The organism is Lentzea californiensis (assembly GCF_024648825.1).
Taxonomy (GTDB): Bacteria; Actinomycetota; Actinomycetes; order Mycobacteriales; family Pseudonocardiaceae; genus Lentzea; species Lentzea californiensis.
This window is the reverse complement of the sequence record NZ_JANBBE010000009.1, coordinates 231,246-257,499: the sequence shown is the minus strand read 5'-3', so window position 1 is coordinate 257,499 and position 26,254 is coordinate 231,246. Positions and strand designations below refer to the sequence as shown.

Below are 26,254 nucleotides of genomic sequence, written 5' to 3'. Positions count from 1 at the left end.
AGGAGTTCGATGTCGCAGCGGGAACCCGAGCTACGCCGGGAACTGTTCGGACGGGCCGGTGACACCGACGTCCACCGGTACGTCCTGGCGTGGCCGGGCGGGCTGACCGTGCGGGTGCTGGACTACGGCGGTGTGATCCAGTCGCTGGAGGCACCGGACCGCCACGGCGTTCCCGCCAACGTGGTCCTCGGGTTCCCCTCGCTCGACGACTACGTCGCGAACAACCGGCCCGACGCGGCCAGGGTGTTCTTCGGCGCCGTGATCGGCCGGTACGCCAACCGGATCGCCCGCGGCGCATTCACCCTCGACGACGTCCAGCACCAGCTCCCGCTCAACAACGGCCCGAACAGCCTGCACGGCGGGCCCGCGGGCTTCGACACGCGGGTGTGGTCCGCGACCGAACTGCACGAGACGGACAGCGTGGGCGTGCAGCTCGAACTGGTGAGCCCGCACGGGGACGGCGGGTTCCCGGGCACCGTGGAGGCTCAGGTGACGTACCGGCTCGACCGGCACAACCGCCTGAGCATCACCTACCGCGCGACGACGGACGCGCCCACCGTCCTCAACATGACCAACCACACCTACTGGAACCTGGCCGGTGAGGGCAGCGGCGACGTGCACCGCCAGTCGCTGATGCTCAACGCGAGCCGGTTCTGCGCCGTCGACGAGAACCTGATCCCGGTGGGGGCGCCCGTGCCGGTCGAGGCGAGCCCGTTCGACTTCCGGCTGCCGACCGCGATCGGCTCCCGCATCGGCGCGGACCACCCCCAGCTGCGCACAGCGGGGGGCTACGACCACAACTGGGTGCTGGACTCCTCCGGAGCCTCCTTCGCCGCGCAGGCCTGCGACCCGGTCTCCGGGCGCCTGCTGACCCTGTGGACCAGCGAGCCGGGCCTGCAGTTCTACTCGGGCAACTTCCTGACCGAGGACCTGGTCGGTACCAGCGGGCGCCCGTACGGCCGTGGCGCCGGCTTCGCCCTGGAGGCGCAGCACTTCCCGGACTCGCCGAACCGCCATGACTTCCCCAGCACGGTGCTGAGGCCGGGTGACGTCTACCACCAGGAGACGGTGTTCCAACTGTCCACTGCGGACTGATCTACGCCGCGTGACTGCACGTGGGGCAGCTGCATTCGGCACACGTGCAGTTCGCGCACGAGTCAGTGCACCCGTCACACGCGCATTGTGCGTGGTTGCAGGTCGGGCAGTCGCATTCCGAGCAGTCGCACTGCGCGCACGAGTCCGCGCAGTGCGCACACCTGCACTTGTCGCACTCGTCGTAGTGCACACCGCGATCCGTCACGTGTTCGCGGTGCAGGTGCCCGTCGTGCAGGTAGTCGACGTGGTCCCGGTGCACGAGGGCGTCGTGGCCGCAGCCGGGACCGTGCGTGTGGCGGTGCAGTTCCGCGGGAGCGTGCTCGACAGTCGTCATAGGACAGATGCTCATATGCGCAGACGTCTATGACAAACGCAGGAGCACGGGATCATCCGTCCGGGTGACGGGACACCACAGCTCCTTTGCTGCCAGAAGCTTTACACCACAAGCACTTTTCGATTCGACGGGTGATTCGACACGACGTGAACTTCCCGGCGGGCTGTCTCGTTCAAGCGGTTGCCCACGTACCGCTCACGAAAGGGCACCCGCCGTGACAGCCGTGTTCCAGGAATCCGCCCTGTTCGACCTGTCCCCCGCCGACCGCGAACTGTTCCAGGTGTTCGGCGCCGGTCCCGTCCGGACCCCTCCGTCCGACCACGTCCACCACGCCTTCGAAACGCACGCGGCGCGGCGCCCGCACCTGACAGCCGTGGAGCACCTCGGCGATTCCCTGACCTACGGGGAGCTGGACTCGAGAGCCACGCTGCTGGCCGAGCTGCTGGTCCGGCGCGGTGTGCGCCCCGGCGACCACGTGGGACTGTTCCTGACGCGATCGATCTCCATGGTGGTGGGCATCCTTGCGGTGCTCAAGGCGGGAGCGGCCTACGTGCCGCAGGACGTGCGCATCACCCCGGAGGCCCACCTGCGGCACATCGTCCGGGCCGCGCACGTCGACGTGGTGCTCACGACGACCGCGGACGCGGCCTCGCTGCCCCCTCACCTGGCCACGATCGTCACGATCGACACCCTGCCCGACGTCAGCGCGTTCTGCCGCACCATCACGGCGGAGTCGGACATCGCCGCCGTCATCTTCACCTCCGGCACCACCGGCCGTCCCAACGGGGTGCGGGTCTCCCACGCCAACCTGTGCAACGTCCTGCTGACGGCGCCCGGTTCTCTGGGCGTCGCCCCGGGGGTCAGGGTGTCCCAGCTGCTCAACATCGCCTTCGACATGGCGATGTGGGAGATCCTCGGCACGCTCGCCAACGGCGGCACGCTGGTGATCCGCGGCGACGACCTCGCGCGGACGGCGAGCACGGTGGACGTCGTGATCGCCACGCCCAGCGTGCTGGCGACGCTGGATCCCGCCGCGTGTCAACGGGTGCGCACGGTCGCGGTCGCCGGTGAGCGCTGCCCGCAGGCCCTCGCGGACGAGTGGGCCCGCCGCGTGGCCTTCCACAACGCCTGCGGTCCCACCGAGGTCACCATCGTCAACACGGTGCACCGCTACGAACCGGGCACCGGGCAGCTCACCATCGGCAGGCCGGTGCCGAACACGACCGTCTACGTGCTCGACGACGACCTGCTGCCGTGCCCCATCGGCGCGGTCGGGGAGATGTGGGCCGGCGGGGCGTGCGTGACGGCGGGGTATCTGGGCGACCTCGACCTCACGTCGGAGCGCTACCGCCCCGATCCGTTCCTCGGCGGCGACCACCTGATGTTCCGCACGCGCGACCTCGCCAGGTGGACGCGCGAGGGCCGGCTGGAACACCGCGGCCGCACCGACGACCAGGTCAAGGTGCGCGGGTTCCGCGTCGAGCTGGACGCGGTCACCGCCGCGCTGGAACGCGCGGAGGACTGCGACCGCGCCACGACCGTGGTGCACGACGGGAAGCTCGTCGGGTTCATCAGCCCCGGCACCGCGACGCCGGAGCAGGCGCGGCGGGCGGTCTCGCAACGGCTGCCGTACTACTGCGTGCCGACGTTGATCGTCCCGGTCGACACGCTGCCGACGACCGACCGCGGCAAGGTCGACCGGCGCGCTCTGCTGTCGCATGTGGACGGACTGCGGCGGGAGCCCGTGGCATGACGCTGCACGAGGTCGTCCTGCCGCCGGCGGATCGCTCCCTCCGCGCGGTGCTGCGCCGGCGCCCGTTCACCCACCACAACCGGCTCGCCGCGACGGTCGTGCTCGCGAACCTGGTCTTCGCCGTGACCGGCGACTGGCGGGGCGAGCCGGACGTGCTGACCACGCTCGTGGTCGTCAACGTGGCCCTCGCCGCACTGGTCCGCCAGCAGCTGGTGATCAACCTGCTGTTCCGGCTGGCCACCAGCGCGCCGAAGCACTGGCCGTTGCGGGTGCGGTGGACGCTGGGCAAGGTCTACCACTTCGGTGGCCTGCACGTCGGAGCCGCCGTCTGCGCCGTGGCCTGGTTCCTCCCGCTCGCCGTCACCACGCGCGGCGCACTGCCGGTCGCGCTGAGCTGGACGATCCTCGCCCTGCTCGTCGCGATGACGGTGCTCGCGCTCCCCCGGCTCCGCGCGCGCCACCACGACCTCTTCGAGCGGTCGCACCGGTTCGGCGGCTGGACGGTGCTCGTGCTGTTCGCCGCGCTGGCCGCCGTCTCGAACCCGGTGTTCCTCTGGCCGCTCGCCCTCGTGGTGGCCAGCGTCGCGCTGCCGTGGCTCCGGCTGCGGCGCGTGCCGGTGCGGATCGTCAGTCCGTCCCCGCACGTCGCACTGGTGTCGTTCGACCACGGCGTCACGCCGTTCGCGGGCTCCTCGACGGCGGTGAGCCGCAACCCGTTGCTGGAATGGCACTCGTTCGCGAACGTCCCCGCGCCGGGACGCTCCGGCTTCCGGCTCACCATCTCCCGAGCCGGCGACTGGACGGCGAAGCTCATCGCCGACCAGCCGAGCCACCTGTGGGTGAAGGGGATCCCGACCGCGGGCGTCGGCAACATCGACAAGCTGTTCCACCGCGTGGTCTGGGTGGCGACCGGCAGCGGCATCGGCCCCTGCCTGCCCCACCTGCTCGCCCGCACCGCGCCGGCGACGCTGGTGTGGTCGACCCGCGACCCGCGCCGCACCTACGGGGACGCGCTGGTCGACGAGATCCTCGACGCGCAGCCCGGCGCCGTCGTCTGGGACACCGCCGGTCAGGGCAAGCCGGACCTGGTCGCGCTCGCGCACGACGCCTGCCGCCGCTTCGACGCGGAAGCGGTCATCTGCATCTCGAACAAACAGACCACCTGGCACGTCGTCGAAGAGCTGGAGGCCAGGGGAATCCCCGCCTACGGCGCGATCTGGGACTCGTGAGGAGACCACAGTGGACTATCAGAACCTCGTGCTCGACGAGCAGGGCGGCGTGCTGACGGTGACCGTGAACCGCCCGCACGCCCGCAACGCCCTGTCCCAGCGGACCCTCACCGAACTGCGCCACCTGCTGTCGACCCTCTCCGGTCCGCGTGCGGTCCTGCTCACGGGCTCCGAGGGACCGGCGTTCATCGCGGGCGCCGACATCCGCGAGATGGCGGCCATGACCCCGGAGGAGGGCGAGGCGTTCGGCGCGCTGGGCCAGGAGGTGACGTGCCTGCTCGAACGGCTCCCCGTCCCCGTGGTCGCCTGCGTCGACGGCTACGCGCTCGGCGGCGGCTGCGAGATGGCGCTGGCGTGCGACTTCGTCTACGCCACCCGCAAGGCCGTGTTCGGGCAGCCGGAGGTGCTCCTCGGGCTGATCCCCGGTTTCGGTGGCTGCGTCAGGTTGTTCCGGCGGGTCGGCGTGGCGCGGGCCCGCGAGATGATCTACTCCGGCCGCCGGGTGGACGCGGCGGAGGCGCACCGCACCGGCCTGGTGAACCAGGTCTTCGACACCCGCGAGGAGATGCTCGCCGCCGCACGGCTGGTGCTCGCCGACATCGCCGCCAACTCACCCGCCGCCGTCGCCGCGTGCAAGTCGGTGATCAACGCCGCGGACGGCCTGCCCGTCGGCCTGGGACTGCACGCCGAGCTCGAGGCGTTCCGGCACGCCTTCACCACCGACGACATGCGTGAGGGCACAGCGGCGTTCCTCGGCAAGCGCTCCCCGGTGTTCCGCACCTAGGCGCCCGGCCAGACGTTCTGTCTCAGAGCGGCATCGCCGCCACAAGCCCCTGAGGTTGATGAGGGGAGCTTTCATAAACCTCAGGTTTATGAAAGCTCCCCTCATCAACCTTGGGTTCGGAACGCCCTAGGCGTTTCGAACAAGACTCCTGGCTGGCTGTTTAGGAGGGGTGCGTCATCAAGAACGACCACATCGCCCTGTTGCGCGCGCTGCACGACGGCCACGCCGCCGCACTGTGGCGCTACGCCCTGCGGCTGACCGGGGACCAGCAGCTCGCCGAGGACATCGTCCAGGAGGCCCTGCTGCGCGCCTGGCGCCATCCCGAGGTCCTGGAGCAGGGTTCGTCGGCGTCCAAGGCGTGGCTCTACGCCGTGGCGCGCAACTACGCCATCGACGAACGGCGCAGCGCCCGTGCCCGGTGGGAGGTCGACTCGGAGAGCCTGCCCGAACGTTCGCGGGCCGACCACACCGACTCCACGCTCGACGCCTGGCTCGTCGCCGACGCCCTGTCCACGCTCAAACCGGAGCACCGGCAGGTGATCGTGCGGGCCTACTACCGCGGCGAGTCCATCGCGGAGCTCGCCGACGCGCTGGAGGTGCCGCAGGGCACCGTGAAGTCGCGGCTGCACTACGGCCTGCGGGCGCTGAGACTGGCCTTGCAGGAGAACGGGGTCACAGGGCGGTGAACACACCGGATCCGTTCCGGGAGTGGGACGGCGCCTACGTCCTGGGGGCGCTGTCGACCGCGGAACGGCTGGCCTACGAGCAGCACCTCGCGCAGTGCGCGTCGTGCGAGCGCGAGGTCTGCGGGCTCGCGGGGGTGACGGCCCTGTTGTCACGCGTGCCGGAGGCGTGGGCGTTGCAGTCGCTGGGCACCGAACCGGAAGTGCCCGCCGCCGTCCTGCCCCGGCTCGTCCGGGCAGCGCGGCGGCGTCACCTCCTGGTCACGGCGGCGGCGGTCCTCGTCGCCGCCGTGACCGGCGCGGTGCTCAGTGCGCTGTTCTGCTGCTACCTCTGAGCTGTCACGGCGTGGACAGCTCGAAGCGCTGCACGCCCACCGAGCCGCCGAGCGCCTGCGTGGCGTGGTTGAAGACGCCGAACCGGTAGCCCATGAAGAACTGCCAGTCGCTCTTCAGCGTGAAGCCGCTGCCCAGCGACGTGAAGTTCACGCCGTCCGTGCTGTAGGAGAACCGGGCCTGCCGTCCGCTGCCCGGTCTGATGTCGGCGTTGGCGCGCAACCAGATCCGCGTGCCGGTGAGGTTCGCGCTCGCGACCTCGGTGCCGGTGCCGGTGGTGTTCCAGCTGCTGTCCATGGTCAGGCCGTTGACCACGACCACGCGGTTGCGGCCGCTGTCGCGCTTGACCCCGATCCACGCCGAGGAGTCGCGCAGCATCGCCAGGCCGGTGCGGTCGCCGTCGCGCATCGATGCGAGGTCGAGCGTGACGGTGGCCGTCGAGGTCGGGCCCTGTATTCGGTGGGTGAGGGTGTTGCGGGCGTTGTACAGGTCGTTGGTGACGGTCGCGGTGGACAGCCGCAGACCGTTGTTGACGCTGTACTTCGTGGTGTCCGGGTTGTGGTTCCACTCCCACTGCGGCCCGAGTCTCGTGCCGTCGAAGGTGTCCACCCCGGTCATGGGTTTGACCTGGCGCGGTGGCGGGGGCAGGTTCGGCATCGGGTAGTTCGCGCCCCAGCCGCCGTTGACGGTGGTGATGCGCGGCCAGCCGTCGGAGGTCCAGGTGATCGGCGCGAGCACCGGCACTCGGCCGCCGGGGTAGGCGTCCACGAACGCCATGTAGTACCAGTCGCCGTTCTGCGTCTGCACCATGCCGCCCTGGTGCGGGACTCCCCCGCCCTGGATGGGCGTGGGCATGTTCAGCAGCACCTGCTGGACGGTGTAGGGGCCCCACGGGCTCGACGACTTGAGCACGTACTGGCCGTTCGCCGGCCTGGTCAGCCAGATGTAGTAGCTGCCGTTGCGCTTGTAGAACCGCGCGCCCTCCAGCGTGCCGATGTTGGACGGCGTCTGGAACACCTGCTGCGACCGCACTTCCGACTTCCCGTCCGCCGACAGCTGCGCGACGCTGATCGTGGTGTTGCCGTACGCGACGTACATCGTGTCGTTGTCGTCGACCAGCATTCCCGCGTCGTAGTAGCACTTGTTGATGGTGGAGTGCTTCGACCACTGCCCGTCCACGGCCGCGGCGGTGTAGATGTGGGTCTGGGCGAAGTCGATGCACCCGCCCCAGTAGAAGGTGTTGTTGCTCTTGCGGTGGTTGAGGAACGAAGCCCAGATCCCCCGCACGTAACCCCGGCCGCCGTTGAGGTCGTACTTGGAGCCGAAGTCCAGGCGTGGCACGGAGTGTCCGGCGAACTCCCAGTTGACGAGGTCGTAGGAACGCAGGATCGGCGCCCCCGGCGAGTAGTGCATGGTCGACGCCGAGTAGTAGTACGCGTCACCCACGCGGATGATGTCGATGTCCGCGAAGTCCTGCCACAGCACCGGGTTGCCGAACGAGGCGGGCAGGGGCGTCGACGTCGTCGTGGTCGTCGTCGTGGTGGTGGTCGTCGGATCCGTGCCGCCGTTGCAGGTGGTTCCGTTGAGGCGGAACGACACCGGGTCGGCGTTGGCGGAGCCGGACGTGGCGTTGAACCCGAAGTCCACCTTGCCGCCGGCGGGCACGGAGCCGTTGTAGGAGGCGTTGCGCGCGCTGACCTGGCCGCCGCTCTGCGTGATCACGGCGTTCCAGTGCTGCCCGACCTGCTGGCCGGAGGCGTACGCCCACTCGAGCGTCCAGGCGGTGATCGCGTCACCGGTGTTGGTGATGGACACGGAGGCGCCGAAGCCGCCCTGCCACTCGGAGGTCTTGGTGTAGGTGACCGAACAGCCGGGAGCGGCCTGCGCGGTCGTGCTGGCGGCGAGTCCGGCGGCCACCAGCGTGAGGGCGGACACCGCCGCCGCGACGGGAGCCCATCTCATGATCGTGACCACCTCTGGTTGGTCTGGCCGTTGCAGGTCCACAGCACCAGCTTCGAGCCGTTGCCGGTCGCGGCCCGTTCGACGTCGAGGCACAGCCCGGCGTTCGTGTTGCGCAGCGTCCCGTCGGAGCCCAGCGTCCAGCGCTGGTTCGCCTGACCGTTGCACTGCCAGACGATGACCCTCGTGCCGGTGGCGGTGCCCTGGTCGTACGCGTCGAGGCACTTGTCGCCGAACACGCGGACCTCACCGTTCGTCCAGGACGTCCACCGCTGGGAGGCCGGGGTGAGGCAGTCCTGGATCACGACCGCGGCCCCTGCCGCCGTGGACCCGTTCTCGACGTCGAGGCAGCGGTTCGACCCGGCTCCGCGCAACCGGGAGGTGGTGTTCTGCAGCGGATTGCCGCCGGTCACCCGGAACGCGGTGACGCCGTGCGCGGGCACGGACGCGGAGATCGCTCCCGACGTGCTGGACGTGCCGCCGGTCCAGAGGTCCGTCAGCGTGAAGCTGCTGCCGGACAGGCCGATCTGGGCGGCCGTGGTGGCGATGGTCGCCGTGCCGCCGCCCCGGTTGAACAGGCCGACGGCGACCGAGCCGTCCGCGAGCGGTTTGGCGAACACCTCGGTGGCGCCGTCGTCACGCACCCGGCGGCCGCCCGCGCCGAGACTGTCCTGGTTCACGGTGATCAGGCGCTGGTTGCGCAGGACCGCGCTGACGTCGGCGGACATGGTGCGGATGTCGTTGCCCGCCATGAGCGGCGCCGCCATCAGCGACCACAGCGTGAAGTGCGACCGCGACTCGGTGAGCGTGAGGCCGGGGCGTCCGACGACGAGCATGTCCGGGTCGTTCCAGTGGCCGGGACCGGACTGCACGGCGAGCGGGGCGGTGATGTCGACGACGTTGCCCACGCCCATCGGGTAGCTGTTGGTGTTGCCGTTCTGCCAGATGTCCAGCAGGTCCTCGGTGGTGCGCCACAGGTCGGCGACCTCGCTCCAGTCGTACCTGTCGCCGGTGGGGGCGTGGAAGCTGTTGGAGTTGATGCTGTAGACGATCGGGCGGCCGGTGGCGCGCAGGGCGTCGCGCATGATCGTGAACCGGGCGATCTGCTCGTCCCGGGTGCCGGCGCCCGAGCACCAGTCGTACTTCAGGTAGTCGACGCCCCACGACGCGAAGATCCGCGCGTCCTGGACCTCGTGGCCCTTGCTGCCGGTCGAACCGGGGTGCGCGCCGGTGCCCTGCGCGCACGTCTTCTCGTTCGGCGCCTGGTAGATGCCGAACTTCAGGCCGCGGCCGTGGATGTAGTCGCCCAGCGCCTTCATCCCGCTCGGGAACTTCGACGGGTGCGCCCGCAGGTTGCCGGCGGAGTCGCGCTGCGGGTCGAACCAGCAGTCGTCCACGACGACGTACTGGTAGCCGGCGTCGCGCATGCCCGACGACACCATCGCGTCGGCGGCCTGGCGGACCTGGCCCTCGGTGATGCCGCAGCCGAAGCTGTTCCAGCTGTTCCAGCCGAGCGGTGGCGTGAGCGCCGGGCTGCCGGGAGCGGCGGTGGTGGTGGCGGGGTTCGCGGTGACGGTCGCCATCGCCGCCAGCAGGACGGCGGCGAGGTGCGTGAGTTTCCTGGACCAGGAGGGCATCGTTGCCCCTTTCTCGCAGGGGGACGCCGCCGGTGCGCGTGCCCGGCGGCGTCGGTCCTGCACTCAGCAGGTCGAGTTGGTCTGGGTCAGCAGGCCGAGCCGCCAGGGCAGCCGGTTGTAGTCACCGCCGGCGTTGGGATCCATGCCCTGGTAGAGGTAACTGAGCTTGCAGGGGCTGATCTCCATGGTCTGGTCGACGTTCGTGCGCACCATCTCGCCGTGACTGATGTCGCGGGTCCACTGTCCACCCGGGAACGTGACGTTGTTCGAGCGGGCGAACGGGTTCGACTCGCTCTCGGCCAGCCCCGTCCACGGACCGGTGATCGAGGGCGCGGTCCAGGAGCGGAACCAGCGGCGGCCGTCCGTGCCGATCGCCTCGTGCACCAGGAACCACTGGTTCTTCCCGGCGATCTTGTAGACGTTGGACGCCTCGAACAACCGGTTGCGGTTGCTGTCCTGCATGGCGATCACCGTGTTGGTGAAGCCGTTCGGGAACTGCGCGAGGCCGGTCTCCGACCTGTAGAGGTGGCCGTTGTCGTCGGAGGAGAACAGGTAGCACTTGGCGGTGTCGCACACCGTCCAGAAGTCGACCCAGTAGCCGTTGCCGATGTTGTCGCGGATGATCTGCGGCATCCCGCCGGCGTAGAAGTTCTTCGGCGTGGACCACGACGCCGGGTTGGCGATGTCCGTGGTCGTGGAGTACGACGCGTTGTCCCCGGTCTGGTAGACGAGGTACCAGAGGCGTTGCGGCGCGAAGTAGAACACCTGCGGCGCCGCCCGGTACCCGCCTCCGATGCCGGAGCGGTCGAGGTAGTAGTGCGGTGCGGCCGATGCCTGCGACCAGTCGCTGAAACTGGTGTACATCAGGTTGTAGCCGTTGGTGTAGGTCGACGCGAACACGTGGTACTTGCCGTTGTGGTAGACGACGCTCGGGTCCTTCACCGCGACGTTCGCGTGCGTGGCGTCCGGCTTCGGACCGATCAGCACACCGCTGGAGTTCCAGCGGAAGCTCGACGGCAGGTTGCCCACGGGCGGGTTGCCCGTCGTGGTCGTGGTCGTGGTCGTCGTGGTGGTAGTGCTGGTGGTGGGGCCGACGTCGCCGGTGCACAGGGTTCCGTTGAGCGTGAACGCCGTGGGGTTCGGGTTGGTCGTGCCCGTGGAGGAACCGTTGAACCCGAACTCGACCCGGCCGCCGGTGGGGATCGCCGCGTTGTACGAGACGTTGCGGACGGTCACCTCGCTCCCGGACTGGGTCGCCTCGGCGTTCCAGGCCTGCTTCACCTGCTGGCCAGCGGAGAAGCTCCAGGTGAGGGACCAGCCGTTGACGGCGTCGCCCAGGTTGGTGACGCTGACGTTCGCCGTGAAGCCACCGTCCCACTGCGACGGTGCGGAGTAGGTCACCGAACAGCCCGGTGCGGCAGCGGCGGGGGGCACCGCCACCGCGGCGAGCGTGGACACCGCGATGAGCGGCACGGCGGCGACGGCCGTGAGCAGGGCTCGTCGTGATGTGAACGATCGTGCGAAGAACATGATCACCCTTCGTCGTCGGAGGGAGCAGGGATCACGCGCCGGCGCAGGTGGCGGTTCCGACCGCCGCCGCACCGGGACCGGACGCGAGGAAGCCGAACGTCGCCGAGGCGCCGGGGCTGATCGAGCCGTTGTAGGGGGCGTTGGTGACCGTGACCGAACCACTGGCGGCGCCGCCCCAGATCTGCGACACGGTGTGCCCGTTGGGAAGCGTGAACTTGACCGTCCAGCCGGTGATGGGGGACGCGGCCGGGTTGGCGACCGTGACCTCGGCCTGGAAACCACCGTTCCAGGTGCCCGTGACGCTGGACGTGGCGGTGCAGGTGCCGCCGGGCGCGGGAGGATCGCCGATGCTGCCGGGAACCGACGACAGCGCGTTGAACCAGACCGTCGCCATCTTGGCGTAGCCGGCCGCGTTCGGGTGGATGCCGTCGGGCAGGTCGGAGATCGGCACCGCCGGGTACATGTCCACGACGTGCACCTTCTTGCCGGCCGCCGCCTTCGCCCGCAGCAGCGGGACGATGGCGGCGTTGTAGCCGCGCACGGTGGAGTCGGCGAAGCGGATCGGGATGATGGTCGAGACGAACACGGTCGCGCCCGGTGCCTGCGCGGTGATCTTGTCCACCAGCGCGGAGAGCCGCCGCGGCGCACCGGCCGGGTCGCTGCCGTACATGTCGTTGGTGCCGATGTGCAGCAGGATCGTGCGCGGGGTGTAGGTCCTCAGCCAGTTCACGACGTTCGCGTCGACCTGCGCGATGGTCCAGCCGGGATGCCCCTCGTGGTTGCGGTCGGGCATGGAGCCCGGCCCGTCCGCGAGCGAACCCACGAAGTCGACGGTGCGTCCGGCGGCACGCAGCTTCGTGCCGAGGTCGAGGCGGTAGCCGCCGATGGAACCGCCCTGGGTGATGGAGTCACCCAGCGGCATCACCCGCACCGGGTCGACGAAGGCGGCCGGATCATCCACAGTGGACTGTTCGGCGAAGGCGGGTGACGCCGCCAGCAGGACGGCGATCAGCGCACCGCACAACGCTTTGAGCGGGCTCGGCATGATGAGCCTTTCGACGAGCGGTCAGCGGCGGGGCGGCTTCCAGTGGCGTGACACAGAACGTCGGCGGCGTATCCGCGTTCAGCAGGATCCGTCGCGGCACCTCCCCCACGCCCCCGTACAACCAGTACGAGGACGTGGGGGAGGCACCACGACACACCCGTCTGACCACGAATACACCGGCAACGTTCTGAGCCACGCCACTAGCAATGTAGAAGACCCCGTCACGCCGGGTCAAAGCTAAATGTGAGCGCTAACCTTTAGCAGAACGGCGTTCAGGCGCGTCCATCACCCGACCAGACGCCTTCGTTCTGTTAACGCGAACATATAGCCGTTCACGGCTGCGGCCGCGCGACCGAACCACCCTCGCGCACCGGCATCGGCACCCGGCGGATCAGCGGGGGGCGGGCGCCGCGTCCCCGCCGTCCCAGCATCTCCACCAGCACCTCGACCGCCTGCACGCCGAGCTCGTGGTGCGGCATGGCGATGGTGGTCAGCCGCGGACGCATCCACGACGCGACGGGGTGGTCGTCGAACCCGAGCACGGAGACGTCGCCCGGCACCGAGAGCCCGGCCTCCCCGAGCGCCTGGTAGGCCCCGAACGCCAGGCGGTCGTCGAAGCACACCAGCGCCTTGGGCAGGTGGCGGCGCAGCAGTTCCCTGGTCGCGTCGTAGCCGGCCTCGGGTGTCCACCTGGGACAGCGGTGCGCGCTGACCACCTCGACGCCCGCGACCGCGAACACCTCGCGCAGTCCCATTAGGCGTTGCACGGCCGCGATGCTGTGGGGCGGGACGTCGTAGGAACCCGGCCCCGCGCCGATCAGGTGCACACCGTGGCGGTGCCCGGCATCGACCAGGAGGCGCGCCGCCGAACGTCCGCCCTGCACCTCGTCGGACACCACCGACGGGATGGCCGAACGGGCGCCGGCGGTCGCGTTGAGCAGGACGGCTGGCCCGTGGTGCAGGCGTTCCGGCACCGCGATCGCCCTCGTGTGCGTTGTGGCGAGCACGATGCCGTCCGCGCGCCGGTCGCGCATCGCCTCGACCAGCGACCGCTCGAGTCCCGGGTCCCCGCCGGTCTCCCCGGCGAACAGCATGAAGCCGTGCCGGTAGGCGGCCTCCACCGCGCCTTTCACCACCTCGCCGGCCAGTCCGGACGAGGTGACGGTGTCGAGCACGAACCCGATCGTCCGCGAAGGCCCCGGCCGGGGCCCGCTCACCAGCACACCGCGCCGGTAGCCCAGCTCCTGGGCCGTGGAACGGACCCTCCGCTCGGCGTCCTCGGAGATGCGTAGTTCACGCGCGCGTCCGGTCAGCACGAGCGATGCCGTCGTCACCGACACCCCGCTCGCCGCCGCGACGTCGGCCAGGGTCACGCGAGTTCGTCCCACAGCAGATCCGCCTCCCGTGCCGTGCGGGCCCGGCCGTGTTCCGGCCGGATGTTCCACGAAATGGTTGTGGTCACACGCCTTCCGCCGAACGGCCCTGGCGGAGGGGACCGTCCGGCGACGAGCGCTCTACCTCTTCAGGCGGCCGGGGTCGCCCGCCTCACCGCGGCGCACGAGCCACGCCTCGGTGATGTGGGTGAACATGGCCTGCGCCGCACCGGCGCCGTCGTGGGCGGCGATGCGTTCGAAGATGCGGCGATGCCCCTTGTTGGACGCCGTGCACATGTCCCGGCCGCTGCGGCCGTGGTAGCCGGCGGAGCCGAGGACCTGGCTCTCCAGCGAGCGCACGACGCCACGGGCGATGCGGTTACCCGAGGCCTGCATGATCGTGTCGTGGAACAGGCGGTCGTGCTCCTCGTAGGTGGCGGTGTCGCCGACGAGCTCGTCCATCCGGTCCACCAGGGCGCGCAACCGGTCCAGGACGTCCTCGCCGGCGGTGCGCGCGGCCACCTGTGCCATGTCCGACTCGAGCAACCGGCGTGTCACCACCAGGTCGTCGAGGATCGAGAGGCTCTCGTCCCCGGCGACGGCGGCGGCGAGCACCAGCTCGTCGAGCATGTTCCACTGCGCCATCGGGGTGACCGTGGTGCCGGCACCCTGGCGCACCCGCACCAACCCCTTCTCCTGCAGGACCTTCACCGCCTCGCGGATCACCGTCCTGCTCACCGAGAAGGTCTCGCACAGCACCGGCTCGGGCGGGAGCGTGGCGCCAGGGGCATAGGTGCCGCGCACGACGCGTTGCACGAGCTCGGCGGTGACCGCGACGGCCAGGCTCGCTGGTCTCCGCGTCCATCCGGGGATCTCGGCCGCACCCTGTTCCGGACGTGTCACCGACATCTCGCCTCCGTTGCGCCGCAACCTGTTGCCAGGGCCCGACAGTATACGTAACACCATTGACGTCACACGTCATACGAGTTACGTTCACGTTGTTCCTGAACCGGCCCGGACGCCCGGTCCTCCCGTCCACGGAGACCCGTCCGCACGCCCCGTTCCACGGTGCCGTCGCCGCGAAGTCCTCCGGCCGCCGCGTTCCCCGGCACGACGAAACCCGAACGTCCACACAGGACGCGAGCTGTCCCGTCCGCCGCAGCGGGAGAGGTGATCAGGCCACACCCACCAGGAGGTCACTTGTCCACGTCCTCGTCACCCGCCGCACGCGGGCGGATCGCACTCGCCGCCACCGCGGCGGTGATCGCCGCCCTCGCCACCGCTCCCCCGGCAACCGCTGCCACCACAACCCTTCACGCCTCTCCGACGGGCACCGGCACCGCCTGCACCGCCGCGGCGCCGTGCTCGTTGCTCGGAGCGCAGGCCGCGGTGAGGTCCCGCAACACGTCCATGTCCGGTGACATCGTCGTGGAGCTGGCCGGTGGGACCTACCGGCTCACCGCGCCGTTCCGGCTCACCGCGGCGGATTCCGGCAGCAACGGGTACCGCGTGCTGTGGCAGGCCGCCACGTCGGCGCGTCCCGTCATCAGCGGTGCCAGGGCGGTCACCGGGTGGTCGCTGGCCGACGCCGGCAAGAACATCTGGCGGGCAGGCGTCGGCACCGGCGTCGAAAGCCGCCAGCTGTACGTCAACGGTGCCATCGCCACACGTGCACGCACTCAGGTGAACCGCGCCGACTTCACGTTCACCGACACCGGCATGCGCTTCTCGAACAGTTCGCTGAACTACCTCAACAACCTGGCGAACCAGAACCGCGTCGAGGTGGAGAGCGTCAACTCGTTCACCGACCGCTACTCACCGGTGCAAAGCATCGCGGGCAACTTCCTCACGATGCAACAACCCGCGTGGAACAACAACACCTTCGGCTACGACACGCTCAGCAAACCGCACCGGGCCGGACCGCTGTACCTGGCGAACGCGTACGAGTTCCTCGACGCGCAGGGCGAGTGGTACATCAACCCCGGCGCGGGCGCGCTCTACTACATCCCGCTCGCCGGGCAGACCATGAGCAACGTCAGCGTGGAACTGCCGGTGCTGCAGTCACTGGTCAACGTCGGCGGCACGTACGACGCTCCGGCGCGCGACATCACGTTCGGCGGCATCACCTTCACCGGCACGTCGTGGCTCGGGCCCAGCAGCAACCAGGGGTTCGCCGACCAGCAGACCGGCGCCTACATGGCGGGCAACCAGAACTGGCCCGCCGACCGGATCAACTCGTGCCAGCAGGGCTGTGCGCAGTTCGAGGCGGCGCGGCCGCACTGGTCCCAGATGCCCGCGGCCGTCCAGGTTTCAGCGGCCAGCGGCATCACCTTCACCGACTCGCAGTTCGTCAACCTCGGCCAGACCGCGATCGGCATCGGCAACGACGCCAACGCGCACGCCAGCGGTGTCGGCCTGGGCGCGTCCGGCATCACGGTCACCAGGTCGGAGATCGCGCGCAACTCGGCGGGCGGCGTCGTGGTCGGGGGCGTGCGAGCCGACGCGCACCACCCGGGCGACCAGCGGATGGTCAACCGGAACATCACGGTCAGCCACAACCGCATCCACGACATCGCCGTCGAGTACCGCGGCAACGTGTCGGTGCTCAACACCTACGTCAGCACGGCGACCGTGTCCCACAACGAGATCTACAACCTGCCGTACTCCGGACTGTCCCTCGGCTACGGCTGGGGCGCCAACGACGCGGGCGGCAGCAACCACTACGCGAACCGCGGTCTGTACAACTACCAGCCGCGGTACTCCACGCCCACCACAGCGTCCAACAACAAGCTCATCAACAACTACGTCCACGACATCATGCAGCAGATGACCGACGGCGGCTGCATCTACACGCTCGCCTGGAACCCGAACGCGGAGATCAGCGGCAACCACTGCCTGCGCACCAACGGGTGGTTCGGGCTCTACTTCGACGAGGGCTCCAAGTACTACCGCGCGACCGGCAACGTCTTCTCCTCCACCGGCACGTGGGCCACCGCCAACTACTGGGGCGGCGAGAACATGGGCAACTGGACGCTCACCGGCAACTGGTCGACCAACAACAGCACCAACGTGACCAATGGCGACCGCGGCAACGTGGTCAACGGCAACGTCGTCGTCTCCGGCGGCAACTGGCCGTCCGGCGCCCAGGCCGTGATCGCCAACGCGGGACCGGGCGGTACCGGCGGTGGCCGGGAGAACGTCACGGTCGTCGGAAGCCAGTCGGGCCGTTGTCTCGACGTGGCCGCGACGAGCAACAACACCCAGGCGAGGCTCTGGGACTGCAACGGCGGCACGGACCAGCGCTGGAACCACACGGCCGGCAGGCAGCTCACCGTGCAGGGCAAGTGCCTCGACGCCTCCGGTGGAGGAACCGCCAACGGCACCGCGGCGATCCTGTGGGACTGCCACGGCGGCGTGAACCAGCAGTGGAACGCCAACGGCGACGGCACCATCACCGGCGCGCAGTCGGGGCTGTGCCTCGACGCCAGCGGCAACGGCACCGCGAACGGCACGCTGATCCACCTCTGGGCCTGCCACGGCGGGACGAACCAGCAGTGGAGCCTGCGCGGCTGACAAGGCGAGGTCCCCGCACCACCCGGTGCGGGGACCCGTTGGTCGCCTCAGGAGCAGGCGACGCCGTTCAACACCGCTGAGGAGAACGGAGGCGTGCCACCGTTGTAGCTCGCGTTGAACCCGATGCTCAGCTGCGCACCGGCGCCCAGCGAGCCGTTCCAGGCCGTGTTCGTCACGCGGACCTCGTCGCCCGTGTCGCTCCACGTGCCGTTCCAGCCCTGCGTGACGGACACGCCGGGAGCGGAGAAAGAGAACGTCCAGCCGTTGACCGCCTGGCCGCGGTTCTCGATCACGATCTCGCCGGTGTAGCCGCCCTGCCACTGGCTGACGACGCGGTGGGTCGCCTTGCAGCCGCCGGGGTTGCCGCCACCCGTGGTGGTAGTGGTCGTCGTGGTCGTGGTGGTGGTCGTCGTCGTGGTGATCGGGCCCGCCGCCATCGCGAGCTCGTAGGCGCGCTGCGGCACGAACTGACCGGCCGGCGCGATGCAGCCGTCGGACTCACCCGGCAGCTTGACCCACAGGAACGCCTCGATCTTCGAGTCGCCCGTGTTCGTCGTGCTGGGCGTGCCGATCGCGCGTCCCGCCGGGTCGCACCACTCGCTGCCGTTCGGGCCGTTGCCGTTGCGGCTCGTGTCGACCACGGCCTTGAGACGGCTGTCGCCGACGGCGTTGAGCACGTTCTTGGCGAAGTTGACCGAGTCGGACGTGGAACGGTAGTTCGACACGTTCGTCGAGATGCCGTCGGCGCTGTTGGAGACGTCCGCGGCGCGCAACCGGTTCGCGGCCTCGGACGGGCTCAGCCACGCGGAGTGCCCGATGTCGAAGTACACCTTCGCCTGCGCGGAGCCGGACTTGAGCTTCTTGCCGGCGTAGGCCATGGACGCCCTGGTCTGGTTCTGCTGGTCCGCGTTCTGACAGCTGGTCATCAGCGGCAGCACGTCCGGTTCGAGCACGATCGTCGCCGGACGGCCGGCCAGGCCCGCGGCCACCTCGTCCACCCAGGCCCGGTAGGCCTCGTGGGAGGAGGCACCGCCGCCGCTGGCTCCTCCGCAGTCTCGGTTGGGGATGTTGTAAACCACCAGGATCGGGATCTTGCCGGCGGAGGCCGCCGCGCCGACGAACGAGCTGATCTCCGACCGCACCGTGGAGGTGTTGGTCGTGGTGTACCAGCGCGCCTGGGGCACCGACGCGATGCGGTCGCGGATGACCGCCGCGCGCGAGTCTCCCGGGTTGGAGGCGACCCACCTGGCGCCGGAGCTCGACGGGTCGACGTAGAACGCCGACTCGGCCGCGTTGACGGCCGTGCCGCCGCCGACCACCAGGGTGGTGATCCCGGCGACGAGCGCGGACGCGAACAGGCACGCGCCCGCCGCCCGCCTCCTCGGTGCCGTCGTGACTTCTCGGGACGGAACAGTTGCTGTCATTCAAGTCCTCGCAGCGTCGTTGCCATGGGGAAAGGGGGCGATGCGTGAGAGCGCTCTCACGGGCAGCGCGCGAAACGTGCGGCGCACAGCCGAGCACTCGGTCCGCCTCGGACCGGCATCGCGGAAAAGCGAATACGAGTTCGGGTCAACGTAGCCTCGGAACACCACTCCGTCAACGCTAAAAATGTTAGCGCTAACTTTAGCCAAATGCGGTTTCAATGCCGTTCGACGATCGCATTCAAACGGTTTGACGTTTGCACTGGGAGCGCTCCCCTACATTCGTACGCCGATCGAGTCAACCTGCTGTCGAATTCGACAGTGCGTTCTTGTGAGCGTGAACAGTGAGCTGAGACACTTCTTGTCGCTCAACGGGATCCGGCACTGGCGCACCGGACCTCGTGAGCTGACCCTGCCCATCACACCCCGCAACGGGTGTTCCGGCGAAAGCGTGAATGATGAGACTGACATCGAAGTCAGTGGCTCTGATCCCGATCATTGCCACGGTCGCGACTGTGGTAATCGGCGCCACCCTGATCGCACCTCCCGCCGCGAACGCGGCGACCACCCTCGGCGCGGCCGCCCAGCAGAGCGGTCGTTACTTCGGTACCGCGGTCGCCGCGGGCAGGCTCGGTGACTCGACCTACACCGGGATCTTGAACCGCGAGTTCGACATGGTCACGGCCGAGAACGAGATGAAGATGGACGCGACCGAGCCGAACCAGAACCAGTTCAGCTACGGCAACGCCGACCGGATCGTGAACCTGGCGCGCAACCAGGGCAAGCGAATCCGCGGACACGCACTGGCATGGCACTCGCAGCAACCCCGCTGGATGGAGAACATGTCCGGCACCGCTCTGCGCAACGCGATGCTGAACCACGTCACGCAGGTCGCGACCTACTACCGGGGCAAGATCTACGCCTGGGACGTGGTGAACGAGGCCTTCGCCGACGGCAGCGGCGGCGGACGCCGTGACTCCAACCTGCAGCGCACCGGCAACGACTGGATCGAGGCCGCCTTCCGCGCGGCACGGGCCGCCGATCCCGGCGCGAAGCTCTGCTACAACGACTACAACACCGACGACTGGTCGCACGCCAAGACCCAGGGCGTGTACCGGATGGTGCAGGACTTCAAGTCCCGCGGTGTGCCGATCGACTGCGTCGGCCTGCAGTCCCACTTCAACTCGCAGAGCCCGGTACCCTCCAACTACCAGACCACCCTGCAGAACTTCGCCAACCTCGGCGTCGACGTGCAGATCACCGAACTGGACATCGAGGGCTCCGGTAGTTCCCAGGCGTCGAACTACGACCGCGTGACGCGGGCCTGCCTCGCCGTGACGCGGTGCACCGGCATCACCGTGTGGGGCATCCGCGACACCGACTCGTGGCGCGCCTCCGGCACCCCGCTGCTGTTCGACGGCAACGGCAACAAGAAGGCCGCGTACAACTCGGTGCTCGACGCGCTCAACGCGGGCGGCCCCGGTCCGACGTCCACCACGACGACGACCACTACCACCACCACGAGCAACGACCCGGGTACCGGCGGCTGCACGGCGGCGGTGTCGCTGAACCAGTGGAACGGTGGTTTCGTCGCGACGATCAAGGTCACGGCCGGCTCCAGCGCCCTGCGCGGCTGGAGGGTCACCACCACGCTGTCGAACGGCACGGTCACCAGTTCGTGGAGTGCCAACGGAAGCGGCACCAGCGGAACCGTCAACTGGTCCAACGTGGACTACAACGCCAACGTGCCCGCCGGCCAGTCCACCGAGTTCGGTTTCCAGGGCAACGGCAGCGGAGCAGGGCTGAACCCGTCCTGCACCGCGAGCTGACTCCGCACCACACGACCGGCAAGCTCCGGCGGACGGGTGACCGTCCGCCGGAGCGCCCTGCCCTGGGAAGAAGATGATGGTCAAGACACGAAGGCTTTGGGCGAGCATCGCCCTGGTGGTGGGCACGGTCCTGACGGTGGTCTCGCCGGTGAAGGCGGACAACCCGATCGTGCAGCACATCTACACGGCCGACCCGGCGCCGTTGGTCCACAACGGACGGGTCTACCTCTACACCGGTCACGACGAGGACGGCTCGACCTGGTTCACCATGAAGGAGTGGCGGGTCTGGTCCTCGGCCGACATGGTGAACTGGACCGACCACGGCTCTCCCCTGAACATCGCCTCGTTCAGCTGGGCGAAACAGGACGCGTGGGCGGGCCAGGCCGTGGAACGCAACGGCAAGTTCTACTGGTATGTCCCCGTCGTCACCAAGGCCACCGGCCGCCCGGCCATCGGTGTCGCCGTCGCCGACAGCCCCACCGGCCCGTTCCGCGACGCCCTCGGCCGCCCCCTGGTGGAGAACGGCGAGATCGACCCGTCCGTCATGATCGACGACGACGGCCAGGCCTACCTGTACTGGGGCAACCCCAACCTCTCCTACGTCCGCCTCAACGCCGACATGACGTCCTACTCGGGCGGCATCAACAGGATCCCGCTCACCACCGCGGGGTTCGGCACCCGCACCGGCGACCCTAACCGGCCCACCCTCTACGAGGAAGGCCCCTGGGTCTACAAGCGCAACGGCCTCTACTACAACGTCTTCGCCGCCAAGTGCTGCTCGGAGTTCATCGCCTACTCCACCTCCCCCGGACCGACTGGACCGTGGACCTACCGCGGCACCGTGATGGCCACGCAGGGCAGCAGCTTCACCAACCACCCCGGCATCATCGACTTCAAGGGCAGCTCGTACTTCTTCTACCACAACGGCGCCCTGCCCGGCGGTGGCGGCTTCACCCGCTCCGTCGCCGTCGAGAAGTTCACCTACAACGCCGACGGCACCATCCCGTCCCTCACCATGACGACGACCGGACCACCGGCGGCGGACACCCTCAACCCCTACGCACGTCAGGAAGCCGAGACCATCGCCTGGGGCAACGGCATCGAGACCGAGGCCTCGAGCGAAGGCGGCATGAACGTCGGCTACATCAACAACGGCGACAACATCAAGGTCAAGAACGCCGCCTTCGGCAACGGCGCCTCGACGTTCACCGCGCGAGTCGCGTCCACCGTCGCGGGAAGCTCCGTCGAGGTGCGCAGCGGCAGCCCGACCGGCACTCTCGCCGGCCGCTGCACGGTGCCCAGCACCGGCGGCTGGCAGGCGTGGACCACGGTCACCTGCCCGGTGAGCGGGCTGACCGGCACGCGTGACCTCTACCTGAGGTTCAGCGGTGGCAGCGGTTATCTGCTCAACATGAACTGGTGGCAGTTCAGCGGAGGGAGCTCGTCATGAGCAACACGAACCGGGCGAGCCTCGACGGACTCAGCCTCGCCGGCATCATCGCGGCCGTGCTGGTGCTGGTCGCGGCGGTCGCGATCTCACTCGTGCCACAGCCGGCGCAGGCCGCATCTCTGGTGCGGGTCACCAGCTTCGGCACCAACCCGACCGGCCTGAACATGTACGTCTACGCACCTGACCGGCTCGCGGAACGCCCGGCCCTGCTGGTGATGGTGCACTACTGCACCGGTTCCGCGAGCGCGGTGCACAACGGTGGCGGACGCGACTACGTCACGGCCGCGGACCGCAACGGGTACGTGATCATCTACCCGGAGGCCACCAGGGACGGGCACTGCTTCGACGTGTCGACCCAGAACGCGTTGCGCCGCAACGGAGGCAGCGACTCCACGGGAATCATGTCGATGGTGTCGTACGCGCGCCAGCGCTACAACGTGGACCCGGAGCGCATCGTCGTGTCGGGCATCTCGTCCGGCGCGATGATGACCAACGTGCTGGCCGCCCAGTACCCGGACGTGTTCAGCGCCGGCGCGGCCTTCGCGGGCGTCCCGGCGGGCTGCTTCGCGACGACGGACGGGTCGATGTGGAACAGCCAGTGCTCGGGCGGAACCCTGCTGAAGACCCCGCAGCAGTGGGGAGACCAGGCGAGGGCGATGTACCCCGGCTACACCGGGCGCTACCCGCGGATGCAGCTGTGGCACGGCACCGCCGACACGACGCTGGCGTACCCGAACTTCGGTGAGGCGCTCGACCAGTGGACGAACGTGCACGGGGTGAGCAGGACGCCGACGACCACCGACCAGCCGCAGGCGAACTGGACCCGCACCCGCTACGGCACCGGCACGCCGGCCGTCGTCGAGGGCATCAGCGCGCAGGGCACCGGGCACGACGTGCCGACGGCGGGGATGGTCGCGCACGCCATCACCTTCCTCGGCTTGGACCGCCCGCCCACGACGACCACCACCACCACGACCACGACGACCACCACGACACCGCCGCCGTCCCAGGGCTGCTCGGTCAAGGCAGTGGTCAACGCCTGGAACACCGGCCTCACCGAGACGATCACCATCACCAACACGTCCTCGGCACCGGTGAACGGCTGGGAGCTGCAGTTCACGCTTCCCGGCGGGCAGACCGTCACGGGCGGCTGGAGTGCCACCTACTCCCCCGTCACCGGCCAGGTGACCGCCCGCAACGTCGGTTACAACGCGCAGATCCAGCCCCTCGCCCAGGTGTCCATCGGCTTCCAGGCCACGCACACGGGCAACAGCGCACCAGCGGACGGGTTCACGCTCAACGGCGTGCGTTGTGCCGTGACCTGACCGCGCACACCACTGGAGGACCGGCATGTCCGACCTGAACCGCCGGCAGCTCATCAAGCTCGGCGCGGGTGTAGCGCTGACGCAGGCGGGGTGGACCGCGAGCCCCGCCTCCGCGGACGTGCGGGCACCCGGTGACCTCTCGCTGTGGTACGGCGGGCCTGCCGGGAACGACTGGCTGCGCGCCCTGCCGATCGGCAACGGGCGGCTGGGCGCGATGGTGTTCGGCAACACCGACATCGAACGCCTGCAGCTCAACGAGGACACGGTTTGGGCGGGCGGGCCGCACGACTACACCAACCCGCGTGGCGCCGGATCTCTCGCCGAGATCCGGCGGCTCGTGTTCGCCGGACAGTGGACGCAGGCGCAGTCGCTGATCGACCAGACCATGCTCGGCAGTCCCGCCGGGCAGCTGGCCTACCAGCCGGTCGGCGACCTGCGCCTGACGTTCCCCTCCGCGACCGCCTCGTCCTACCAGCGGTCGCTCGACCTCACCACGGCGACGACGGCCGTGACCTACACGGCGAACAACGTCCGATATCAGCGGGAGGTGTTCGCCAGCGCACCGGACCAGGTGATCGTGATGCGCCTGACGGCCCAGACACCGGGCTCGATCTCGTTCACCGCGTCGTTCAGCTCACTGCAGCGCACGACGACGTCCACAGTGGACGGCACGACGATAGGGCTGGACGGTGTCTCCGGCACCCAGCGCGGCATCGCGGGCACCGTCCGGTTCCTCGCGCTCGCCAGGGCGGTCACGGAGGGCGGCACCGTCAGCAGCTCCGGTGGCACGTTGCGCGTGACCGGAGCGAACGCGGTGACGGTGCTGATCTCCATCGGCAGCAGCTACGTCGACTTCCGCACGGTGAACGGCGACTACCAGGGCAACGCGCGCAACCGCCTGAACGCGGCGCAGGGCATCGCCTTCGACACCCTGCGGGCCCGGCACGTCGCCGACTACCAGGCCTTGTTCGGACGCGTGTCGCTCGACCTCGGGCGCACGGCGGCGGCCGACCAGCCGACCGACGTCCGAATCTCCCGGCACGCGGGCACGAGCGACCCGCAGTTCGCGGTGCTGCTCTTCCAGTACGGCCGCTACCTGCTGATCTCGTCGTCGCGCCCCGGCACGCAACCGGCGAACCTGCAGGGCATCTGGAACGACCAGATGGCACCGTCGTGGGACTCGAAGTACACCATCAACGCGAACCTGCCGATGAACTACTGGCCGGCGGACACCACCAACCTCGGCGAGTGTCTCCAGCCGGTGTTCCGGATGGTCGAAGACCTGACCGTCACCGGCGCCCGCACCGCGCAACTGCAGTACAACGCGCGCGGCTGGGTCACCCACCACAACACGGACGCCTGGCGCGGTTCCTCGGTCGTCGACTTCGCCGCGGCGGGCATGTGGCAGACCGGCGGGGCGTGGCTCTCGACGCTAATCTGGGACCACTATCTGTTCACCGGCGACGTCGGTTTCCTGCGCAGGTACTACCCGGTCCTCAAGGGCTGTGCGCAGTTCTTCCTGGACACGCTCGTCACCGAGCCGAGCCTCGGCAACCTCGTCACCAACCCGTCGAACTCGCCGGAGCTCAACCACCACACCAACGCCAGCGTCTGCGCCGGGCCGACGATGGACATGCAGATCCTGCGCGACCTGTTCGACGGCTGCGCGGGCGCCTCCGAGGCGCTCGGTGTCGACGCCGACTTGCGCACGCAGGTGCGCACCGCTCGGCAGCGGCTGGCCCCGATGCGGATCGGGTCGCGGGGCAACGTGATGGAGTGGCTCTACGACTGGACCGAGACCGAGCGCAACCACCGGCACGTCTCGCACCTCTACGGCCTGCACCCGAGCAACCAGATCACCAAGCGCGGCACTCCCCAGCTGCACGCCGCGGCCCTGCGCACCCTCGAGCTGCGAGGTGACGCGGGCACCGGGTGGTCGCTCGCCTGGAAGATCAATTTCTGGGCCCGGCTGGAGGAGGGCGCCAGGGCGCACGACCTGCTCCGGTCGCTGGTGACGACCGACCGCCTCGCGCCCAACATGTTCGACCTGCACCCGCCGTTCCAGATCGACGGCAACTTCGGCGCGACCTCCGGCGTCGCGGAGATGCTGCTGCACAGCCACAACGGGGAGCTGCACGTGCTGCCCGCGCTGCCACCGGCCTGGTCCGCGGGCAGCTTCACGGGGTTGCGCGGGCGAGGTGGGTACACCGTCGGCGCGATCTGGGGGGCCGACGGTTCCACCACCCTGTCCGTGACGCCGGACCGCGACGGCGCGGTCCGGATCCGCAACCGGGTCTTCGGCGGCACGTTCGAGCTGCGCGACACGACGAGCGGCGCGGTGGTCGAGCACGCCAAGCCGGAAGCCGACGTCATCACGTTCTCCGTCCAAGGTGGACACACCTACCGAGTGACGGGTCAGGCCTCCGGCCCTGGCGTGCGGCCAGGGGTCCACTACCGGCTCATCGCACGGCACAGCGGGAAGTGCTTCGACGTCAGCGGCGGGTCGGCCGCGGCAGGGGCGCTGCTGCAGCAGTGGGCCCCGACCAGCGGACTGAACCAGCAGTTCGACTTCCTCGACTCCGGCGGCGGCCACTACCGCGTCCGGGCCCGGCACAGCGGCCTGGTGCTCCAGGTCGCGAGCTCCAGCAGCGGCGCGGACATCACCCAGCAGCCCGACACCGGCGCGACGAGCCAGCAGTGGCGGGTGGCGGACCACGGCGGCGGCGTGATCAGCCTCGTCAACCGCCAGAGCGGGCTCGCCGTGGACGTCTGGGAGGCGTCGGCCGCCGACGGCGCCCGGCTGTCCCAGTGGAGTCCGACCGGCACCAACAACCAGCGGTTCCAACTCCAGCAAGCGTGACGAGCGAAGGGACGATGATGTTCCACCTGCACAAGGGGTTC

At 69.5% G+C, this 26,254-nt stretch carries 18 protein-coding genes; 11 read left to right on the top strand and 7 right to left on the bottom strand.

Translation table 11 applies throughout. From position 1 onward, the window contains the following. Positions 1-9 precede the first annotated feature (9 nt). The 6 genes from LX88_RS30035 to LX88_RS30005 all read left to right on the top strand — a co-directional run bounded on the left by LX88_RS30035 (position 10) and on the right by LX88_RS30005 (position 6,213). The gene (locus LX88_RS30035) at positions 10-1,095 is read left to right on the top strand and encodes an aldose epimerase family protein (protein ID WP_258951128.1); all 1,086 of its coding nucleotides are present in this window, start codon (positions 10-12) and stop codon (positions 1,093-1,095) included. Between the two features lie 548 nt (positions 1,096-1,643). Continuing rightward, positions 1,644-3,182 carry an amino acid adenylation domain-containing protein gene (locus LX88_RS30025; RefSeq protein WP_258951126.1) on the top strand — a complete coding sequence of 513 codons (1,539 nt, stop codon included), beginning with the start codon at positions 1,644-1,646 and terminating at the stop codon, positions 3,180-3,182. Then, positions 3,179-4,411 (top strand): FNR domain-containing protein, encoded by a 1,233-nt coding sequence (locus tag LX88_RS30020; RefSeq protein WP_258951125.1) that lies wholly within the window; start codon positions 3,179-3,181, stop codon positions 4,409-4,411. The genes LX88_RS30025 and LX88_RS30020 overlap by 4 nt, the downstream gene beginning before the upstream one ends. A 10-nt stretch (positions 4,412-4,421) precedes the next feature. Further along, the gene (locus LX88_RS30015) at positions 4,422-5,195 is read left to right on the top strand and encodes an enoyl-CoA hydratase/isomerase family protein (protein ID WP_258951124.1); all 774 of its coding nucleotides are present in this window, start codon (positions 4,422-4,424) and stop codon (positions 5,193-5,195) included. A 200-nt stretch (positions 5,196-5,395) separates the two neighbouring features. Beyond that, complete coding sequence (locus LX88_RS30010) at positions 5,396-5,881, top strand: sigma-70 family RNA polymerase sigma factor (RefSeq protein ID WP_307791431.1); 486 nt, start codon at positions 5,396-5,398, stop codon at positions 5,879-5,881. After that, a complete protein-coding gene (locus LX88_RS30005; RefSeq protein ID WP_258951123.1) occupies positions 5,878-6,213 on the top strand; it encodes an anti-sigma factor family protein in 336 nt (111 codons plus the stop codon). Before LX88_RS30010 ends, LX88_RS30005 begins: the two co-directional genes overlap by 4 nt. 4 nt (positions 6,214-6,217) lie before the next feature. Here LX88_RS30005 and LX88_RS30000 read toward each other — a convergent pair whose 3' ends face one another. The 6 genes from LX88_RS30000 to LX88_RS29975 form a co-directional block, all read right to left on the bottom strand. Further along, positions 6,218-8,173: a family 43 glycosylhydrolase gene (locus LX88_RS30000; protein WP_258951122.1), complete on the bottom strand. Its 1,956-nt coding sequence runs from the start codon at positions 8,171-8,173 to the stop codon at positions 6,218-6,220. Beyond that, a complete protein-coding gene (locus LX88_RS29995; RefSeq protein WP_258951121.1) occupies positions 8,170-9,807 on the bottom strand; it encodes a glycoside hydrolase family 27 protein in 1,638 nt (545 codons plus the stop codon). The genes LX88_RS30000 and LX88_RS29995 overlap by 4 nt, the downstream gene beginning before the upstream one ends. Positions 9,808-9,870: 63 nt before the next feature. Further along, entirely contained in the window at positions 9,871-11,337 is a 1,467-nt protein-coding gene (locus LX88_RS29990) for a glycoside hydrolase family 62 protein (protein WP_258951120.1), read from the bottom strand. 31 nt (positions 11,338-11,368) lie between these two features. Further along, entirely contained in the window at positions 11,369-12,382 is a 1,014-nt protein-coding gene (locus tag LX88_RS29985; protein WP_258951119.1) for a cellulose binding domain-containing protein, read from the bottom strand. Positions 12,383-12,714: 332 nt separating this feature from the next. Beyond that, on the bottom strand, positions 12,715-13,755 hold the full coding sequence (locus tag LX88_RS29980) for a LacI family DNA-binding transcriptional regulator (protein WP_258951118.1): 1,041 nt from the start codon (positions 13,753-13,755) through the stop codon (positions 12,715-12,717). A 141-nt stretch (positions 13,756-13,896) separates the two neighbouring features. Beyond that, positions 13,897-14,664, bottom strand: coding sequence for a FadR/GntR family transcriptional regulator (locus LX88_RS29975; protein ID WP_258951117.1), 768 nt, complete (start codon positions 14,662-14,664; stop codon positions 13,897-13,899). Positions 14,665-14,955: 291 nt separating this feature from the next. Between LX88_RS29975 and LX88_RS29970 the strand changes: the two genes are divergently transcribed. After that, the gene (locus tag LX88_RS29970) at positions 14,956-17,328 is read left to right on the top strand and encodes an RICIN domain-containing protein (RefSeq protein ID WP_258951116.1); all 2,373 of its coding nucleotides are present in this window, start codon (positions 14,956-14,958) and stop codon (positions 17,326-17,328) included. Between the two features lie 47 nt (positions 17,329-17,375). On the opposite strand, the gene LX88_RS29965 is transcribed toward LX88_RS29970, so the two are convergent. After that, positions 17,376-18,752 (bottom strand): glycoside hydrolase family 6 protein, encoded by a 1,377-nt coding sequence (locus LX88_RS29965; protein ID WP_258951115.1) that lies wholly within the window; start codon positions 18,750-18,752, stop codon positions 17,376-17,378. 455 nt (positions 18,753-19,207) lie between these two features. On the opposite strand from LX88_RS29965, the gene LX88_RS29960 reads away from it, so the two are divergent. From LX88_RS29960 to LX88_RS29945, 4 genes are all read left to right on the top strand, one after another. Next, complete coding sequence (locus LX88_RS29960; RefSeq protein ID WP_258951114.1) at positions 19,208-20,578, top strand: glycoside hydrolase family 10 protein; 1,371 nt, start codon at positions 19,208-19,210, stop codon at positions 20,576-20,578. Between the two features lie 76 nt (positions 20,579-20,654). After that, positions 20,655-22,028 (top strand): glycoside hydrolase family 43 protein, encoded by a 1,374-nt coding sequence (locus LX88_RS29955; RefSeq protein ID WP_258951113.1) that lies wholly within the window; start codon positions 20,655-20,657, stop codon positions 22,026-22,028. Next, positions 22,025-23,353, top strand: a complete 1,329-nt coding sequence (locus tag LX88_RS29950; protein ID WP_258951112.1) for an extracellular catalytic domain type 1 short-chain-length polyhydroxyalkanoate depolymerase — start codon at positions 22,025-22,027, stop codon at positions 23,351-23,353. Before LX88_RS29955 ends, LX88_RS29950 begins: the two co-directional genes overlap by 4 nt. Before the next feature lie 25 nt (positions 23,354-23,378). Beyond that, positions 23,379-26,213 carry a glycosyl hydrolase family 95 catalytic domain-containing protein gene (locus LX88_RS29945; RefSeq protein ID WP_258951111.1) on the top strand — a complete coding sequence of 945 codons (2,835 nt, stop codon included), beginning with the start codon at positions 23,379-23,381 and terminating at the stop codon, positions 26,211-26,213. The last annotated feature ends 41 nt before the right edge of the window (positions 26,214-26,254 follow it).

Coding starts and splice junctions, on each gene's coding strand:
- LX88_RS30035 (WP_258951128.1), top strand. CDS start 10: ATGTCGCAGCGGGAACCCGAGCTACGCCGGGAACTGTTCGGACGGGCC.
- LX88_RS30020 (WP_258951125.1), top strand. CDS start 3,179: ATGACGCTGCACGAGGTCGTCCTGCCGCCGGCGGATCGCTCCCTCCGC.
- LX88_RS30000 (WP_258951122.1), bottom strand. CDS start 8,173: ATGAGATGGGCTCCCGTCGCGGCGGCGGTGTCCGCCCTCACGCTGGTG.
- LX88_RS29995 (WP_258951121.1), bottom strand. CDS start 9,807: ATGCCCTCCTGGTCCAGGAAACTCACGCACCTCGCCGCCGTCCTGCTG.
- LX88_RS29990 (WP_258951120.1), bottom strand. CDS start 11,337: ATGTTCTTCGCACGATCGTTCACATCACGACGAGCCCTGCTCACGGCC.
- LX88_RS29985 (WP_258951119.1), bottom strand. CDS start 12,382: ATGCCGAGCCCGCTCAAAGCGTTGTGCGGTGCGCTGATCGCCGTCCTG.
- LX88_RS29975 (WP_258951117.1), bottom strand. CDS start 14,664: ATGTCGGTGACACGTCCGGAACAGGGTGCGGCCGAGATCCCCGGATGG.
- LX88_RS29965 (WP_258951115.1), bottom strand. CDS start 18,752: ATGACAGCAACTGTTCCGTCCCGAGAAGTCACGACGGCACCGAGGAGG.
- LX88_RS29960 (WP_258951114.1), top strand. CDS start 19,208: ATGAGACTGACATCGAAGTCAGTGGCTCTGATCCCGATCATTGCCACG.
- LX88_RS29955 (WP_258951113.1), top strand. CDS start 20,655: ATGGTCAAGACACGAAGGCTTTGGGCGAGCATCGCCCTGGTGGTGGGC.
- LX88_RS29950 (WP_258951112.1), top strand. CDS start 22,025: ATGAGCAACACGAACCGGGCGAGCCTCGACGGACTCAGCCTCGCCGGC.
- LX88_RS29945 (WP_258951111.1), top strand. CDS start 23,379: ATGTCCGACCTGAACCGCCGGCAGCTCATCAAGCTCGGCGCGGGTGTA.